The sequence below is a fragment of the Chitinimonas sp. BJB300 genome (genome assembly GCF_002735695.1).
Taxonomy (GTDB): domain Bacteria; phylum Pseudomonadota; class Gammaproteobacteria; order Burkholderiales; family Chitinimonadaceae; genus Chitinimonas.
The window spans coordinates 48,814-64,587 of sequence record NZ_PDZH01000002.1 but is presented as its reverse complement, the minus strand read 5'-3'; the positions used below and the strand labels follow the sequence as shown (position 1 = coordinate 64,587).

General features: G+C 56.2%; 15 protein-coding genes. 8 read left to right on the top strand and 7 right to left on the bottom strand.

Annotated elements, in window-relative coordinates:
- Nucleotides 1-392: 392 nt before the first annotated feature.
- The 5 genes from miaA to tsaE all read right to left on the bottom strand — a co-directional run bounded on the left by miaA (nt 393) and on the right by tsaE (nt 5,808).
- Nucleotides 393-1,331, bottom strand: coding sequence for a tRNA (adenosine(37)-N6)-dimethylallyltransferase MiaA (miaA, locus tag CSQ89_RS00720; protein ID WP_099404275.1), 939 nt, complete (start codon nt 1,329-1,331; stop codon nt 393-395).
- Nucleotides 1,328-2,098 carry a hypothetical protein gene (locus CSQ89_RS00715; RefSeq protein WP_099404274.1) on the bottom strand — a complete coding sequence of 257 codons (771 nt, stop codon included), beginning with the start codon at nt 2,096-2,098 and terminating at the stop codon, nt 1,328-1,330. The genes miaA and CSQ89_RS00715 overlap by 4 nt, the downstream gene beginning before the upstream one ends.
- Complete coding sequence (mutL, locus tag CSQ89_RS00710) at nt 2,098-3,948, bottom strand: DNA mismatch repair endonuclease MutL (protein WP_099404273.1); 1,851 nt, start codon at nt 3,946-3,948, stop codon at nt 2,098-2,100. The genes CSQ89_RS00715 and mutL overlap by 1 nt, the downstream gene beginning before the upstream one ends.
- A gap of 136 nt (nt 3,949-4,084) precedes the next feature.
- Complete coding sequence (locus tag CSQ89_RS00705; protein ID WP_099404272.1) at nt 4,085-5,359, bottom strand: N-acetylmuramoyl-L-alanine amidase; 1,275 nt, start codon at nt 5,357-5,359, stop codon at nt 4,085-4,087.
- On the bottom strand, nt 5,311-5,808 hold the full coding sequence (tsaE, locus tag CSQ89_RS00700) for a tRNA (adenosine(37)-N6)-threonylcarbamoyltransferase complex ATPase subunit type 1 TsaE (protein ID WP_099404287.1): 498 nt from the start codon (nt 5,806-5,808) through the stop codon (nt 5,311-5,313). Before tsaE ends, CSQ89_RS00705 begins: the two co-directional genes overlap by 49 nt.
- Nucleotides 5,809-5,817: 9 nt before the next feature.
- Here tsaE and queG point away from each other — a divergent pair, with 9 nt between their 5' ends.
- The 5 genes from queG to CSQ89_RS00675 all read left to right on the top strand — a co-directional run bounded on the left by queG (nt 5,818) and on the right by CSQ89_RS00675 (nt 11,469).
- A complete protein-coding gene (queG, locus tag CSQ89_RS00695; protein WP_233202925.1) occupies nt 5,818-6,900 on the top strand; it encodes a tRNA epoxyqueuosine(34) reductase QueG in 1,083 nt (360 codons plus the stop codon).
- A gap of 79 nt (nt 6,901-6,979) precedes the next feature.
- Entirely contained in the window at nt 6,980-7,789 is an 810-nt protein-coding gene (gene murI / locus CSQ89_RS00690) for a glutamate racemase (protein WP_099404271.1), read from the top strand.
- 247 nt (nt 7,790-8,036) lie between these two features.
- On the top strand, nt 8,037-8,462 hold the full coding sequence (locus tag CSQ89_RS00685; RefSeq protein WP_099404270.1) for a hypothetical protein: 426 nt from the start codon (nt 8,037-8,039) through the stop codon (nt 8,460-8,462).
- 118 nt (nt 8,463-8,580) lie between these two features.
- Nucleotides 8,581-9,948, top strand: a complete 1,368-nt coding sequence (gene purB, locus CSQ89_RS00680) for an adenylosuccinate lyase (RefSeq protein ID WP_099404285.1) — start codon at nt 8,581-8,583, stop codon at nt 9,946-9,948.
- Between the two features lie 21 nt (nt 9,949-9,969).
- Nucleotides 9,970-11,469 carry a YdgA family protein gene (locus CSQ89_RS00675; RefSeq protein WP_099404269.1) on the top strand — a complete coding sequence of 500 codons (1,500 nt, stop codon included), beginning with the start codon at nt 9,970-9,972 and terminating at the stop codon, nt 11,467-11,469.
- A 250-nt stretch (nt 11,470-11,719) separates the two neighbouring features.
- Here CSQ89_RS00675 and ppnP read toward each other — a convergent pair whose 3' ends face one another.
- Together ppnP and rsmD are read right to left on the bottom strand one after the other, a co-directional pair.
- Entirely contained in the window at nt 11,720-12,001 is a 282-nt protein-coding gene (ppnP, locus tag CSQ89_RS00670; RefSeq protein ID WP_099404268.1) for a pyrimidine/purine nucleoside phosphorylase, read from the bottom strand.
- Nucleotides 12,002-12,141: 140 nt separating this feature from the next.
- Entirely contained in the window at nt 12,142-12,735 is a 594-nt protein-coding gene (gene rsmD / locus CSQ89_RS00665; RefSeq protein WP_099404267.1) for a 16S rRNA (guanine(966)-N(2))-methyltransferase RsmD, read from the bottom strand.
- Between the two features lie 20 nt (nt 12,736-12,755).
- Here rsmD and ftsY point away from each other — a divergent pair, with 20 nt between their 5' ends.
- The 3 genes from ftsY to ftsX all read left to right on the top strand — a co-directional run bounded on the left by ftsY (nt 12,756) and on the right by ftsX (nt 15,757).
- Entirely contained in the window at nt 12,756-14,027 is a 1,272-nt protein-coding gene (ftsY, locus tag CSQ89_RS00660; protein ID WP_233202924.1) for a signal recognition particle-docking protein FtsY, read from the top strand.
- A gap of 174 nt (nt 14,028-14,201) precedes the next feature.
- Nucleotides 14,202-14,855 carry a cell division ATP-binding protein FtsE gene (gene ftsE / locus CSQ89_RS00655; protein ID WP_099404266.1) on the top strand — a complete coding sequence of 218 codons (654 nt, stop codon included), beginning with the start codon at nt 14,202-14,204 and terminating at the stop codon, nt 14,853-14,855.
- On the top strand, nt 14,852-15,757 hold the full coding sequence (gene ftsX / locus CSQ89_RS00650) for a permease-like cell division protein FtsX (protein WP_099404265.1): 906 nt from the start codon (nt 14,852-14,854) through the stop codon (nt 15,755-15,757). Before ftsE ends, ftsX begins: the two co-directional genes overlap by 4 nt.
- Nucleotides 15,758-15,774: the final 17 nt, after the last annotated feature.

The following is a 15,774-nucleotide window of genomic DNA, read 5'->3' as shown; positions in this document are numbered from 1 at the left end:
GTGTTCTGGTAACCATCCGCCTTTATTTGCGTGAACAGGGTCCGGGCTGTGCGTCAATCCGGTTTGGGCCGGTGGGAATCAGCCTGGAGTGCCTGCTCCAATGTGGTGTAGAAGGTAAAGAGTTTCCCAGCTGACAATGCTCGCCGATAGGTTGGCGGGTGCCGGTTCCTCTGGCGTTCGGAGCCATTTGCGGAGGGTATTGCGGTTTTGAATCGGCACTAGCACTTTGGCTGAGTCAGCTTTCGGTCAGCCGCAAAAGGCAGCCTCCAGTTGGCTCAAATTTACCAATCAGGCGTGTCTACGAAATTCAGGCTACCTCATTCACCTTATAGGGGCTTTCGAGCAACATATGTGTCTTGATCATGGCTGCGCAGTAAGATCGGGAGCAGGCTCTAAGTTAATTCCACGTACTGCCTAACCTGCTCAACCACCCTTCCCTGCAGCGTCTCGTTCAGATCAAACGTCAGGTTTCCTTCCATACCCCGCAACCAAGTGATTTGCCGCTTCGCCAACTGGCGCGTGGCATAGATACCCGTATCACGCAGCTTGACCAAGTCGATTTCACCATCAAGATATTGCCAAGCCTGCCGGTAACCAACGCAGCGCATGGAGGGCATATCGGGCTGGAGTGGGTAGTTTTCGCGCAGCCCTGCCACTTCGTCGATTAAGCCACCCGCCAGCATCTGCTCAAAACGCAAGGCAATGCGTTCGTGCAGGATGGCCCTGTCGGCTGCCAATAGCGCAAGCTTGAGTAAGTCGTACGGAAGTGACTCGTTGGTTTGTTCCGCCAACCATTGCGACATCGGCTTACCACTGATGCGATAGATCTCCAGTGCCCGGCCCAAACGTTGACTGTCGTTAGGGCTCAGCCTTGCGGCGGTAACGGGGTCTACTTGGGCCAGCTTGGCATGCATGGCGGGCCACCCGAGCGTGGTAGCTTCCGCCTCCAGCTCAGCGCGGATTGCCACATCGGCTCGGGGTAAATCATGTAGCCCATGCTGAAGCGCATTGAAATAGAGCATTGTTCCACCTACCAGAAGCGGCACATTGCCACGCGCCGTGATCTCAGCCATCAAACGTAATGCATCGGTACGGAACTGCGCTGCCGAATAGACCTCGGTAGGGGAAATGATGTCGATCAGATGATGGGGAGCAACCGCAAGCGTCGCGGCATCGGGCTTGGCGGTACCAATGTCCATATCGCGGAACACCAGCGCCGAGTCCACCGAAATCAGCTCAACCGGCAAGCGCTGGGCCAACTCTACGGCAATGGCTGTCTTACCACTGGCTGTCGGGCCCATCAGGAAAATGGCTTTGGGTAGGGTGTTCATCCTGCTCGCCTCGCCATTTTCGTCGCCAATAGCCCCACCGCCACACCGGCTAACAACGCAGGCAAAAACGCCCAGTAGTCCAGCAGTGGAATGGTGTAAGCCAACACATAGAAAAACACGGTAAAACCCATCAGCCCAGTCAAGAAACCACGCAGCGCCAACAAGAGCGCATCGCGCCCGGCATTGGCAAACGTGAAGGCAGGAATGACGGTGGCTGCCACCGGCGCGCCTGTAAAAATGCCCGTCAGCGTAGGGCCAAACAGGCTGGAAACCGCGGTGAGTGACAACACCAGCGCCGCCGCAGCAGCCATGCGGGTAAAAATTTCGATTTGCGGTAAATGCGCAACCCGCGGCAACGCGGCAGGCTTTGGCAAGCCACGCGTTGCGGCAAACCATAGGCCCGGCAATACAGCAAGGCCAAACCAGAGTGAATGCGCCAACCCCATTTCATTCAACAACAAACCTGCCAGCACATAGCCCAACCAGCCAATGGGGATGGCGATATACCAAGCAAAACGTGCACTGGCGTAGGCCATCAACAACATATAAGCAATATTGGCCCAGACCCCAACCGGCGCAGCCAAGGTAACTTGAGTAGCGAATGCCGACCCCTGGCTTAGCCATAGGGCCAGCACCACCGGGCCGCCCACCAAGGGCAAGCCGCCCATCAAACCGGCAATATTCGGCCCCCATCGTTTGCCCGCCAAACTGGCCGCCGCAATCATCAACGGGGCCGCCAATACCTTTACCAGGAAAACAACCGACATTATTGCCCCCGCATGAAGAGCTTATCCAGCTCCCCCATGCTTAGGCGAAACCAGGTTGGTCGGCCATGATTGCATTGGCCCGAACGCTCGGTAGCCTCCATCTCACGCAGCAAGGCGTTCATTTCCTGCAAGGTGAGGCTGCGATTGGCGCGCACCGCGCCATGGCAGGCCATGCTTGCCAGCAGCTCATCTCGCTTTTCAGTCAGCATGCGGCTGGCGCCGGTGGTACGAATATCGGCCAGCAGCGAACGCGCAAGCTCTACCGGGTCGGCATCGCGCAACAACATGGGGATGGCCCGTACAGCCAACTGGTTCGGGCCGAGTACCGCCATTTCAAATCCCATCTGTCGCAAGATATCCGCGTGTTCTTCTACCGTCGCGACATCCAGCCTGTCCGCCGGAAAAGCCAACGGAATCAGCAGCGGTTGCGTAGGCATTTCAGCGGTATCGAGCGCCGTCTTGAGTTTTTCGTACACCACCCGTTCGTGGGCGGCATGCATATCAACCACAATCAGGCCTTCACGTATCTGGGCAAGCACATACACGCCATGCAATTGCGCCAAAGCAAAGCCCAACGGTGGGAAATCATCATCACTCGGCGGCAGCGAAGTACGGATAGGCTGGCTGCCTAGCCCAGGCCTAGCCACAGTTGGCGTAGGCATGAGGGTGATATCATCCGCGCCACCGTGTTCAGCCCGCGAGGCTTCTCGCAAGCCGCCAAACATCGCGCCGTAGAAGTCGCTCGTGGCGCTTTCGCTGACATGCAACGGCATGCGTACTTGCTGGAAACTGGGCTTGGCATAACTGGCCAGGGGGGCGCTAACGGGCGCTTCACCCACAACAGCAACAGGCTGAGCACCTGCACGGGTCTCAGCCAATGCTTTGTTCAACGAATGGAACAAGAAGCGATGCACCGCTTGCGACTCACGAAAGCGAACCTCGGTCTTGGTAGGGTGCACATTGACATCGACAGACTCAGGCTCCAGTTCGATAAACAGCACATATAGTGGCTGGCGATCGAGATGCAGCACATCCTGATAGGCTTGGCGCACCGCATGCAGCACGACCTTGTCGCGCACGAAGCGGCCGTTCACGAATACAAACTGCGCATCACGGCCAGACCGGGAAAGCGTGGGCGATCCGGCAAAACCCGCCAAGCGCAAACCACCCGCCGCCTCTTCAATAGTGAGCATGCCATCGGCAAACTCATTGCCCAATATGGCGCGCATACGCTCGGCCGTGGTCTCTGACTTAAGCCGCCATTGCACCTTGCCATTGTGTGTCAGCGTCAATGCCAGATCAGGCCGAGACAACGCCACGCGCTTGAATACGTCCTCGCAGTGGGCGTATTCGGTCGCCTGGGTCTTCAGGAATTTTCGCCGGGCCGGGACATTGAAATACAGGTCACGTACTTCTACCGCGGTCCCCGCCAACAAGGAGGCTGGCTCGGCATCGTGAATGACGCCGTTATCGGCTTCCACACGCCAAGCCTGCTCACTGCCTTGCTGGCGGCTGGTCATGATCAGCTGCGATACCGACGCGATGCTGGCAAGGCCCTCGCCACGGAACCCTAGGGTACGCACCTTGTGCAGGTCTTCGAGCGAAGCGATCTTACTGGTGGCGTGGCGGCTGAGGGCAAGTGCCAGTTCGGCTCGATCGATGCCGTAACCATCGTCACAAACGCGTATCAACTTGCTGCCGCCTTCGGCCAAATCAACGGTGATCACGCCGGCATCGGCATCCAGGCTATTTTCCAGCAACTCTTTCAGCGCAGACGCAGGGCGTTCGACCACTTCGCCAGCAGCAATCTGGTTGACGAGATGGTCGGGTAAAAGACGGATTTTGGACATCGAACAACCACTTTGGATTCAGGCCGGCAGTATATCAGCCACCCTGGTTACCCTGGACATGGCGGCGCCAGGCTGGGTTCCGAGCGCCACCAGTTAATAGCCGAGGATCCATCAAGCAGACACTCGCCCCTGCTTTTCAACCTTGTGCCAGCTTATTTCGCGCCAGGGGTGGGTTTTTGGACAGATAACGTTTGATGCCGGCCAAAAGGCTCTCGGCCATCTTGGTTTGGTAGGCATCATCAGCCAGTTTTTTCTCTTCAGACGGGTTGGAGATAAACGCCGTCTCTACCAAAACCGAAGGGATATCCGGCGACTTCAGCACGGCAAAGCCGGCTTGCTCGACATGCGGTTTATGCAGGCGGTTGATCTCGCCCAGCGACATCAGCATCGCCTTGCCCAGCTTGAGGCTGTCGTTGATGGTGGCGGTCTGGGTCAGATCAAGTAGCGTCTTGGCCAAGTGGGGGTCCCTCACATCCAGACGCACCCCGCCGATCAAATCCGATTCGTTCTGGGTCTTGGCCAACCATTTGGCGGCAGTACTGGTGGCACCCCCTTCGCTAAGGGCAAATACGGACGAGCCATTCGCATCGGGCCGTACAAAGGCATCCGCGTGGATTGACATGAACAGGTCGGCATTCACCTTGCGCGCCTTCACCACACGTTGGGCCAGTGGCACAAAGTAGTCATCATCCCGCGTCAACACCGCACGCATGTTCGGCTCTTTGTCGATTAGCGATTTAAGCTTCTTGCCGATAGCCAGCGTCACGGTTTTTTCGTAAGTGCCCCCTTTACCAACCGCGCCAGGGTCTTCGCCGCCATGACCGGGATCAATCGCAATGGTAACCAGGCGATCAACCTGCAGTCTGTCTTTTCCGTTTGTGCCGGGCTCTTTATTGGATGGTTTTTCCGGCTGCACCGCCGGCAGCTTGTTGTCATCCAACAGGCTCAGCAATGGGTCGTCGGACTTGGCGGGGTAAAGATCGATCACCAACCGATGCTTGTATTCACCAAACGGCTCCAAAGAAAACACCTGGGGTTTGACTTCGGTCTTCAAGTCTAGCACCACCCGCACCGTACCCGGTTTGTAGCGGCCTGCCCGCAATTGCTTGACATAAGGGTCGTCCGTACCGATCCGCGCCGCGATGTTATTCAGCTCTTCACCCCAATCGGCCCCTTCGAGGTCGATCACCAACCGGTCTGGATCGGGCACAAAAAAGTGTTTGAATTGCAATGGGGCGTTGGCTTCCAGCGTAATACGGGTATAGGCCTTCGCGGGCCACACGCGCACCGCCACCACCGCACTGCCGGCAATGGCACACGGGGCCAAGCCCAAAAGCAGTGTGGCTACCGCCCCCTGCAAGATCAGGCGGCGTTGGGGCTGGGGGGAAAATCGGTCAAACTTGCTAAACATGCTTTTCCAGTAAGCGTAAGCGCCAGCAGCGTAAGGCGCCGGCCATCGGCTTCAGGTTCAAGGCGAATGATCCAGTCGGGCTGGGGTAACAAACCGGCTGCTTTATCCGGCCATTCCACCAAGCAGATACTGTCGGGATTGAACATTTCCCGGAACCCAGCATCCTCCCATTCACCTGGATCTCCAAACCTATATAAATCAAAGTGATGGAAGTGTAAATTAGAAATTACATAAGGTTCAACCAAGGTATAGGTCGGACTCTTGACCCGACCCTGGTGACCAAGGGCATGCAATATGCCACGAGTCAGCGTGGTTTTTCCGGCTCCGAGGTCGCCTTGCAGAAAAATCGTTAGCCCGCCGCGCATTGATGGCGCCAGGGTTTTCCCCATACCCAAGGTCGCCGCTTCATCGGTCAGGAAGACGCTCAGGGTATGATCTTGGCTATGCATGATGTAAATGTGAGTAAACCTGGAGTTGAACGAGATTGGGCCGCCTTGGCCAGCGATATCAAGCGCTGGGCTACCGCGCTCGGCTTTGACGCAGCCATGATCGGCGATGCGGACCTGGGCGCTAAAACCGAACAGGATCTGCAAGCGTGGCTGGCGGCTGGCAATCATGGCGAAATGGATTATATGGCCGCCCATGGCAGCAAGCGCGCCCGGCCTGCCGAACTGGTGCCCGGCACGCGACGGGTGATCTCACTACGGATGAATTACCGCCCTCCCGCGGCCAAATCAAGCGAGGCAGTGTTAGTGAATGGCGAAGCTGCGTTTATCTCGCGCTACGCCCTGGGACGCGATTATCACAAGGTTTTGCGCAGCCGTATTAAAAAACTGGCTGAACGTATCATCACCGCAGCAGGCGATTTCGGCTATCGGGCATTTGTAGACTCTGCCCCCGTCATGGAAGTTGCTGCCGCTGAGCGGGCGGGCCTCGGTTGGCGCGGAAAACATACACTATTGCTGACCCGCGAGCATGGCTCGTTCTTTTTCCTGGGCGAGCTATTCACCGACCTGCCCCTGCCCATCGACCCACCACTGGCGCAAGAACACTGCGGCCGTTGTACACGCTGCATTGATATCTGCCCTACCCAAGCCATTGTCGCCCCGTATCAGGTCGATGCCCGCCGTTGTGTGTCTTATCTCACCATTGAACTCAAAGGCGCCATTCCTACCGAACTGCGCCCATTGATCGGCAACCGGGTCTATGGCTGCGATGACTGCCAACTTACCTGCCCGTGGAACCGCTTTGCCGTCGATAGCAAGGAAAGCGACTTTGCGGTGCGTAATGGATTGGATGATGTCAGCCTCGTCGAACTGTTTGCCTGGCGTGAACAAGATTTCCTCAACAAACTCGCCGGCACGGCCATCTACCGGATCGGCTATGAACGCTGGCTGCGGAACATCGCGGTTGGACTGGGGAATGCCCCCACTAGTCCCGCCGTCGTCAACGCCTTGCGCAGCCGTCAAGATGACGCTTCAGAACTGGTACGCGAACACGTGGCCTGGGCACTGGCGCGCCACCTTGATGCACCGACATGAACCTCATCCATGGCCCGCGACAGATCGTAAACAGGTTCTAACGTAGAATATCCATCTCTCCATTACCGCATTGCTCCCCATGCCCGCCCAGCAAGCATCCCGCCCAATTGGTGTCTTTGATTCCGGTATCGGCGGCCTGACCGTTACCCGCGCACTGATGGAGCGCCTGCCCTTCGAGGACATCGTCTACTTTGGCGATACCGCCCGGGTGCCGTATGGCGTGAAGTCGGTTGCAACCATCGAGCAATTCACTCAACAGATCGTTGATTTTCTGATGCAACAGGAAGTGAAACTGCTGGTAATTGCCTGCAACACCATCTCGGCAGTGGCTGCGAACAAAATCCGCAGCCGCGTCAACATACCCGTTATCGATGTGATCGAAGCGGGTGCCCATGATGCCGTGGCATTTACCCGTAACGACGCCATAGGCGTGATTGCCACCCCAACCACTGTCAACTCGAATGCCTATGCCCGTGGTGTGCATGCGCTGAATGCCGAAGCACGCGTCTTTTCGCAATCCTGCCCGCTGCTGGTGCCGCTGGTAGAAGAAGGTTGGCTGGATCACCCTGTCACGCGTTTGACCGTGCAGGAATATCTGAAACCGGTATTGGCCGAAGGCATTGATACCCTCGTGCTCGGTTGCACCCATTACCCCCTGCTCAAGCCCCTGCTGGCACAGGAAGTGGGCGCTCAGATTCGGTTGGTTGACTCTGCGATCAGCGTCGCAGAACAAGTCGCCGCCACGCTGGTGGAACTGGATTTAGCCAATCCGCAGCGTGGTGAACCGATTTATCGCTATTACGTCACCGATATTCCCCTACGCTTTCAAACCGTTGGCGAACGCTTCCTTGGGCGCAGTCTTAAGCATCTTGAAATGGTTCAGCTTTAGGACCTGACTAGAAAGTCTTGCGAGCTAGGGCAAGATAAGGCGAAAACAGCCGAGGAAGCGGAGTTTACACAGGGTAAATGAGCATTCCGAGGGTGATTTCAACGCCATATTGCCGACGCGCAGCAGACTTTAGACAGGTTCTTAGAACTCTGTTTACGAGCAGTCGTAAACAGGTTCTTAGACTAGGCTATTCAGTTCATCCCTGATTCACTTGCGATAGGCTTACCACTTAAATGGAAAGTCCAACATGCGCTACTCATGCCTTCTTACCATAACCCTTCTGGCCAGCTTGCTCGGCCTAACCAGCTGCGCCAATACACCCATTGCGCCAGCCGTTGCCGATCCGACAAGCATGCTTGTTGGCAACTGGGAGGGCAAATGGGCTATCGACAGCACGGGCTTTGAAGGTAAAGCACAATTGGTTATTGAAACGGTGATCGGCGGTACCGTAACCGGGCACACCACGATGTTCAACACTCCCTTTGGCGACCTGACACAAGCATTTTCCCCAGCTGCTTTCGACGGGGCCAAACTCAACGTCAAGCACGGCAACAACGTCAGCTATGTACTGTCGTTCAGCGAAAAGGAACACCGGCCTCACATGGCAGGCCCATTGGTCTATGTTGGCAAAAGCGGTACTTACCACGGTACGATTCGCGTCGTTAGACAGTAAGCTATTGATCGATATCAACCAACGAGCAGCCTTCGGGCTGCTTTTGTCTGTCATGGTTCGGCAGGAAAGCCGGCCATGCTAGAATCGCACGCTTGTTTTGATTGGACTTTTTCTCGCCATGACGCTTTCTACCCTCACCGCCCTTTCTCCACTCGACGGCCGCTATCACAAGCAGGTCAGCGCCCTGCGCCACTGCTTTAGTGAATATGCCCTGATCAAGTATCGGGTGAAAGTCGAAGTGGAATGGCTCAAAGCCCTGGCTGCAGAGCCCACCATCGGTGAAGTACCTGCATTCTCGGCCAGCACGATTGCCGAACTCGACGAAGTTGTGGCCAATTTCTCCGAAGCCCATGCCGGGGAAGTAAAAGCCATTGAAAGCCGCACCAATCATGACGTAAAAGCCATTGAGTACTGGCTGAAGGAACGCCTTTCCGGCAACCCGGAAATCGGGCCAATCAGCGAATTCCTGCACTTCGCCTGCACCTCGGAAGATATCAATAATCTGTCGCACGCGCTGATGCTGAAGGCCGGGCGCGAAGCGATGCTGCCCCAGTTACAGGGCATCATCGACCGGTTGAAAGCCCAAGCACTTGACCTGGCCGACAAGCCGATGATGTCACGCACCCATGGCCAACCTGCCACCCCCACCACCATGGGCAAGGAAATGGCGAACATCGCGTATCGGCTGGAACGCCAGCACCAGCGCATCGCCAAGGTCGAACTACTCGGCAAGATCAACGGCGCAGTCGGCAACTACAACGCACATTTGGCAGCTTACCCTGAGGTGGATTGGCCCACCTTTGCCCAACGATTCGTTGAGTCACTGGGTATCAGCTTCAATCCCTACACCATTCAGATCGAACCGCACGACTACATGAGCGAGTTGTACGACAACTTCGCACGCGCCAATACGATCCTGATTGATATGAATCGCGATATCTGGGGATACATTTCGCTTGGCTTTTTCAAGCAGAAGTTGAAGGAAGGCGAAATCGGCAGCTCGACCATGCCGCACAAGGTCAACCCCATCGATTTCGAGAATGCCGAAGGCAACCTCGGTATGGCCAACGCCATGTTGACCCATCTGAGCCAAAAGCTGCCTATCTCACGCTGGCAGCGCGACCTCACCGATTCAACAGTGCTTCGCAATATGGGCGTTGCGCTGGGCTATACCTTGTTGGGCTACGTTTCGGCCATCAAGGGCTTGGACAAGCTGCAAGCCAACCCTGCCGCCATGGCTGCAGACCTGGACGCCAATTGGGAAGTGCTGGCCGAACCTATCCAAACCGTCATGCGCCGCTACGCCGTGCCCAATGCCTACGAACAGTTGAAGGACCTGACCCGCGGCAAGGCCGGCATCAACCGTGACACACTGCACACTTTCATTAAAACCCTGGCCATCCCGGAACCAGAAAAAGCCCGGCTGCTCGAATTGACACCGGCCAGCTATTTAGGCCGAGCGATAGAGCTTGCCCGTAACATCTAACCCCCCAAGGCCCTCACGTCCGTGACTCCCAAGCTGAAGATTCCCCTAATTGCCGGCGCCGTGGTCGGCGCGCTTGCCATCGCCTACACCGGTACGAGCTGGTGGGCAGGCAAAGAGACAGAAACCACATTGGCCAAGCAACACCAGCTCTTGGCCGACCTGCCCTATTTCGTGGTCAAGTCACGCGACTACCAACGTGGGATCTTCAGTTCCTATGAGCGCACCACGGTTGCCTTGAGTCCCAATTTGCTCAAACCCTACCAGTTGCTGCAACTGCAAGAGCTGGGTGATGTGAAGCTGGAACTGACCTACACCCAGACTATCAAGCACGGCCCGCTGCCGCTGTTGAGTAAGGGGAGTCCAACGCCACTGAAGGCGGCCGTCACCACCCAGATCGATTTCAATCCTGATACCCAGACACTATTGAAAAAGATATTTGGCGATCAGCAAGCATTACAGATCGAAAACCAGATCGCCTTCAATGACGACGGTGTTGTACGGATCAAAATACCGAACTTCACCTATGAAGAAACGCTCGCCAAGGTGAAATCCGTTTGGCAAGGTTTGGATGCGACCATTGCCTATGGCGGCGACTTCAATAAGGTCGACATTACTGCCTTGGCGCCAGGATTGCATTTCGAGGCAGGCACCAAAGGCACTTTGGATGTGAAGGACTTCCGCTTTGAAGCGCACAATACGCGTGGCAAAGCCGGGTTGATGTTAGGCGATGGCAAGTTGACGCTGGCTTCCGCCACTTTCAAGCGCGCAGATGAAGCGCCTGAACTCGATATCGCCCTGGAAAAGTTCAGCTACCTGGTCAATACGAATGAGGCAGGCGATTTCCTGGATTCCAGCGGTGATATCAACCTGCAGGCATTGACCCTAAATGGCAAGCACTATGGGCCTGCGGTGTTATCGGTAGCAGCCAACCATTTGCACGCCCCCACCCTGGCTAAACTGTCCAAGACTATCGGCGACATCCAACGGAAGGTGGCCGACCCAACTGACCAGGCGGCGAAAATCTTCTCCATCCTACGGAAGGAAGGCCTACCACTACTGCGCAATGACCCTGCCCTGTTGGTAAAAAAGCTATCGATCAAGCTGCCAGAAGGTGAAGTATTCCTCAAGGCCAATCTAGCCCTCAAAGGATTCCAAGATGCTGATCTGGATGCACCGATCAAGCTATTGGAACGTTTGCAAGCCAGCGCGGATTTGAAGGTGCCCAAACAGGTCATCGAAACCTATGTCCTTTGGCAAGCGCGTGGCATGATCGCTGTGGACACTGAGGAAGGGGAACATCCGGATACGGCTGATCTGGACAATCTGGCGCGCAACCTGATGGAAAGTCAGATCCGTAAACTGACGGCACAAAATCTGATCAAGGCCGATGGCGATACGCTCAGCACCAACGCCCAATGGAATTCCGGCCAACTCAATGTCAACGGCAGCGCCATACCATTACCTTGGCAGGCAGCAGCTGATGCTGCCAAATTAGTCAAAGAAGCCCCTGCTAAAAAGTAAGCAGCGCAAAAAAGCCCGATCACACGATCGGGCTTTTTCCTGGCCACTCGTTCAGATACAGGTCTATTAGAACCTGTTCAAAGTCTCGCGAGCTAGGGCGAGACAAGGCGAAAACAGCCGAGGAAGCGGAGTTTACACAGGGTAAATGAGCATTCCGAGGGTGTTTTCAACGCCATATTGCCGACGCGTAGCAGACTTTAGACAGGTTCTTAGATCCATACAGAGCAGAACAAACCGTTAGGTGGAACGGCTAGCGGTATTCGCACAGGTAGGCAGTATTCTGCACTACCTTGAGCTGGAACTTACTGTCTGCCGGCACCACGAATTGGCTGCCTGCTGCAAACGTTTCCCACCCATCCTTGCCTGGCAACTTCACCATCAGCGCCCCGACCACCACATGCATCACTTCGCGCTGGGTAGTACCAAACTCATAATCGCCTGGCGCCATCACACCTACCGTAGCAGGGCCTTCCGCCATGCCAAAAGCAATGGATTTAACCGCGCCGCCGAAGTACTCGTTTACCGTGAGCATGCTTATTATTCCCTAGGGATTGAGGTTTGTTCGGCCAGTATGCCAAAGAAACGGCTTGCTAACTTATGGCGTCTTAATTGCGCCAATGGCAGGCAAGAAAAAGCAGCAAAATAGAGCACCCCACTGCCCCCATCGCTAGTCTAGCCTGCAATGTGCACCACAGGCGTCAGACGCAACAACCCATAGTGCACCACACCAGCCTTGCCTTTACGTAATACTTCCCAACCAGTTAGCGCTGGCCAATCAGCTGTTTCGATATATACCAAGCCATCTTCGTGCAAACACGGCGCAATTACGGCCAATACCTTGACCAGGAAGTCACTGGCAAAGGGCGGGTCAAGAAAAACCACATCAAACTGCTCGCTGCTACGACCCAACCAAGCCAACGCATCCGCCCCAACCACCTCGACTACTTCTGCCTGAAGCAAGGCTCGGTTCGACTGCAACGCCGCCAGCGCAGGGCGTGCCATTTCCACCATGACAACGCGGCGTGCACCCCTCGATGCTGCTTCAAAACCCAACGCACCACTGCCGGCGAACAGATCAAGACAAACCCGGCCATCAAGGTCTTGCCCCAGCCAGTTGAATAGGGTTTCCCGTACACGATCGGGCGTGGGCCGCAAGCCCTCACCATCCGGAAAAGGCAGGATACGGCGGCGATAGTCGCCCCCAATGATGCGTAATTGATTGGTACCACGGATGGGTTTGGTAGTTTTAGGCGCGAGCTTCGGCATGCGAAGGTTGGGATAAGGGATTGAACAGGCTAGAATCCTACCCCAATTCACCGGTTAAGCCGGCACTGGAAAGCTACGATTGCATGTCTGAACAAACACCAACACAAAACAACGATACCGGCTGGGGCAGAAAGCTCTGGAAGGCCCTCAATACCGACCTGGGCGGGCTTGTCACAGCGGAAAAGCCTGCTACGCCTGCGCCAGAAACCGTACTGGAGACTGTTACGGTAGCCGCCCCGCAAACCGTGACGCCAGCGCCCGTAATGGTAGCTACAACGGCCCCTGCTGTAGCGGCAGTGGAAGAAAAATCCTTCTGGCAAAAAACCGTCGAGGTGCTCAATACCGATGTAACGGTATTGGCAAAGGATGTCGCCCAAGCGTCAAAGGAGGTCTGGCAATACAAACTGAAAGCCGGCTTGGCCAAGACCCGCGATAAGTTTGGCAAAGAGTTGGCAGCGCTCTTCGGCGGCGGCCAGATTGACGAGAACCTCTATGAAGAGCTGGAAACCGTGCTGCTCACCGCCGATATGGGCGTGGATGCCACCGTCCACCTGCTGAAAGATGTGCGCCAACGGGTCAGCCTATCAGGGCTCAAAGATGCCAGCGAATTACGTGGTGCCCTCAAAGGCGCGTTGACCGACTTGATTGCACCTTTGGAAAAACCTTTGCAGGTGGAAGGCCACACGCCATTCATCATCATGGTGGCAGGCGTCAACGGGGCAGGTAAAACCACCAGTATCGGCAAGCTGGCCAAGTACTTTCAGAGCCAGGGGAAAAGCGTCCTACTCGCCGCGGGTGATACCTTCCGCGCTGCCGCACGCGAACAACTTATGGCGTGGGGTGAACGCAACAACGTCACCGTCATCGCACAAGATGGTGGCGATTCCGCCGCGGTCTGCTTCGATGCCATCAACGCCGCCAAGGCACGTGGTATCGACATTGTATTGGCGGATACCGCCGGTCGCCTGCCCACCCAGCTGCACCTGATGGATGAAATTGCCAAGGTCAAACGGGTCATCGCCAAGGCAGACCCAACCGGCCCGCACGAAGTATTGCTGGTGCTTGATGCCAACACCGGCCAAAACGCGCTGCAGCAGGTCAAAGCCTTTAACGACGCACTGGGCCTGACCGGCTTGGTGCTGACGAAGCTCGACGGTACCGCCAAGGGCGGGGTGATTGCAGGCATCGCCAAACAGAACCCGATTCCGCTACGCTTTATCGGCGTGGGCGAAGGGATTGATGACTTACGCCCGTTTGAAGCCAAAGACTATGTGGACGCCTTAATCGAGTGAGGACCAAGGCCTTAGAATCTGTCTAAAGTCTTGCGTGCTATAGCAAGACAAGGCAGAAACGGCCGAGGAAGAGGAGTTTACAAGTGGTAAATGAGCATTCCGAGGATGTTTTCAACACCGTATTGCTGACGCGCAGCAGACTTTAGACAGGTTCTTACGAAGGCCCGAGCTACCATGATCCAGTTCAACCAAGTCAGCAAACGCTATACCGGCGGCTTTGAGGCGCTGAAGAATCTCAGCTTTCAAATCGAAACCGGTGAGCTCGTCTTCCTGGCCGGACACTCCGGTGCAGGCAAATCTACATTGCTCAGGCTGGTAGCAGGCATCGACCGCCCTACTGCCGGCTCGGTAGTCGTCAACGGGCAAAATCTGGCCAGCATTCGTAGTGGCGCCCTACCCTTTCTACGCCGGCATATCGGCTTGATCTTCCAGGACCACAAAATCCTGTTCGACCGCACGGTATTCGACAATGTGATGTTGCCACTCGATATTGTGGGCTACGACCGCCGCGAAGCCGGACGGCGGGCGCGTGCAGCCCTGGATAAAGTCGGGCTGTTGGGACGTGAGAAGATGAGTCCGATCTCATTATCGGGCGGCGAGCAACAACGGCTGTGCATCGCCCGCGCGGTGGTGCATCGGCCATCCGTGCTGCTGGCGGATGAGCCAACCGGCAACCTGGACCGAGCCTATGCGCTTGACATCATGGAACTTTTCAAAAGCTTCCACCAGGTAGGCGTCACCATTGTGATTTCAGCCCACGATGAAAGCCTGATGGCCGATTACGGCCGCCGTATCTTGCGACTTAACAAAGGGCAATTTACCCAATGACCCACTGGCTCCGTCTCCATTATCTGGCCCTCCTTACCACCTTGCGGCTACTGGCGACCAATCCGCTGAGTTCGCTATTCAACCTGCTGGTCATCGGAATCGCCGTTGCGTTGCCTCTGGGCCTTTACACCTTGGTCAGCAATCTACAAGGTATGGCGGGCCAGTTGCCCACCGAGCCGCAAGCCAGCGTCTTTCTGCAAACCGATGCCAGCGCCGCCGATGTCGCCCGCATCCAGGCGTTGCTCGCCAGCGATGCCAATGTGAAGCAAAGCCGCCACATCGATAAGACTCAGGCCCTCAAGGATTTGGAACAAACCAGTGGCATGGGCGACCTGCTGGCCGGCCTGGGTAATAACCCGCTACCCGATAGTTTTGAACTCACCCTCAAGCAGGGCGATGCCAATACCCTGGCGGAATTGAGCACGCGGCTGAAAGCGGACTCGGCAGTTGAGCATATCCAGCTCGACTCGGAATGGGCGCAACGCCTTAGCAGCATCGTCAGCCTGGGGCATGAAGCGGCGATTACGGTAGCGGGACTCTTCGGGGCTGCGCTGTTATTGATCACCGCCAACCTGATCCGTATGCAAATCCTCACTCGGCGTGAAGAAATCGAGGTCAGCAAGCTAATAGGCGCTACCGACAGCTTTATCCGCCGACCCTTTCTGTATCTGGCCGCCGTTCAGGGCGTGCTAGGCAGTTTGGTGGGCATAGGCTTGGTGGCAGTGGGCCTAAGCCGTCTCAATGGACCAGTTGCAAAGTTGGCAGGACTGTATGGGCAATCATTCCAGTTGTCGTTACCTGCTCTCGCCACACTGGCATTGAGCCTGTTATGTGTTGCGGCACTCAGCCTGGCTGGCGCTTCCTTGTCTGTACGCAAGCATTTACGCCTGCTTGATACCTGAACGGTTGCCCACCGTAA

What these genes read in the sequence shown, in the direction of transcription:
- miaA (WP_099404275.1), bottom strand. Translation starts at nt 1,331, where the DNA reads ATGAACACCCTACCCAAAGCCATTTTCCTGATGGGCCCGACAGCCAGT.
- CSQ89_RS00715 (WP_099404274.1), bottom strand. Translation starts at nt 2,098, where the DNA reads ATGTCGGTTGTTTTCCTGGTAAAGGTATTGGCGGCCCCGTTGATGATT.
- mutL (WP_099404273.1), bottom strand. Translation starts at nt 3,948, where the DNA reads ATGTCCAAAATCCGTCTTTTACCCGACCATCTCGTCAACCAGATTGCT.
- CSQ89_RS00705 (WP_099404272.1), bottom strand. Translation starts at nt 5,359, where the DNA reads ATGTTTAGCAAGTTTGACCGATTTTCCCCCCAGCCCCAACGCCGCCTG.
- tsaE (WP_099404287.1), bottom strand. Translation starts at nt 5,808, where the DNA reads ATGCATAGCCAAGATCATACCCTGAGCGTCTTCCTGACCGATGAAGCG.
- murI (WP_099404271.1), top strand. Translation starts at nt 6,980, where the DNA reads ATGCCCGCCCAGCAAGCATCCCGCCCAATTGGTGTCTTTGATTCCGGT.
- CSQ89_RS00685 (WP_099404270.1), top strand. Translation starts at nt 8,037, where the DNA reads ATGCGCTACTCATGCCTTCTTACCATAACCCTTCTGGCCAGCTTGCTC.
- purB (WP_099404285.1), top strand. Translation starts at nt 8,581, where the DNA reads ATGACGCTTTCTACCCTCACCGCCCTTTCTCCACTCGACGGCCGCTAT.
- ppnP (WP_099404268.1), bottom strand. Translation starts at nt 12,001, where the DNA reads ATGCTCACGGTAAACGAGTACTTCGGCGGCGCGGTTAAATCCATTGCT.
- rsmD (WP_099404267.1), bottom strand. Translation starts at nt 12,735, where the DNA reads ATGCCGAAGCTCGCGCCTAAAACTACCAAACCCATCCGTGGTACCAAT.
- ftsE (WP_099404266.1), top strand. Translation starts at nt 14,202, where the DNA reads ATGATCCAGTTCAACCAAGTCAGCAAACGCTATACCGGCGGCTTTGAG.
- ftsX (WP_099404265.1), top strand. Translation starts at nt 14,852, where the DNA reads ATGACCCACTGGCTCCGTCTCCATTATCTGGCCCTCCTTACCACCTTG.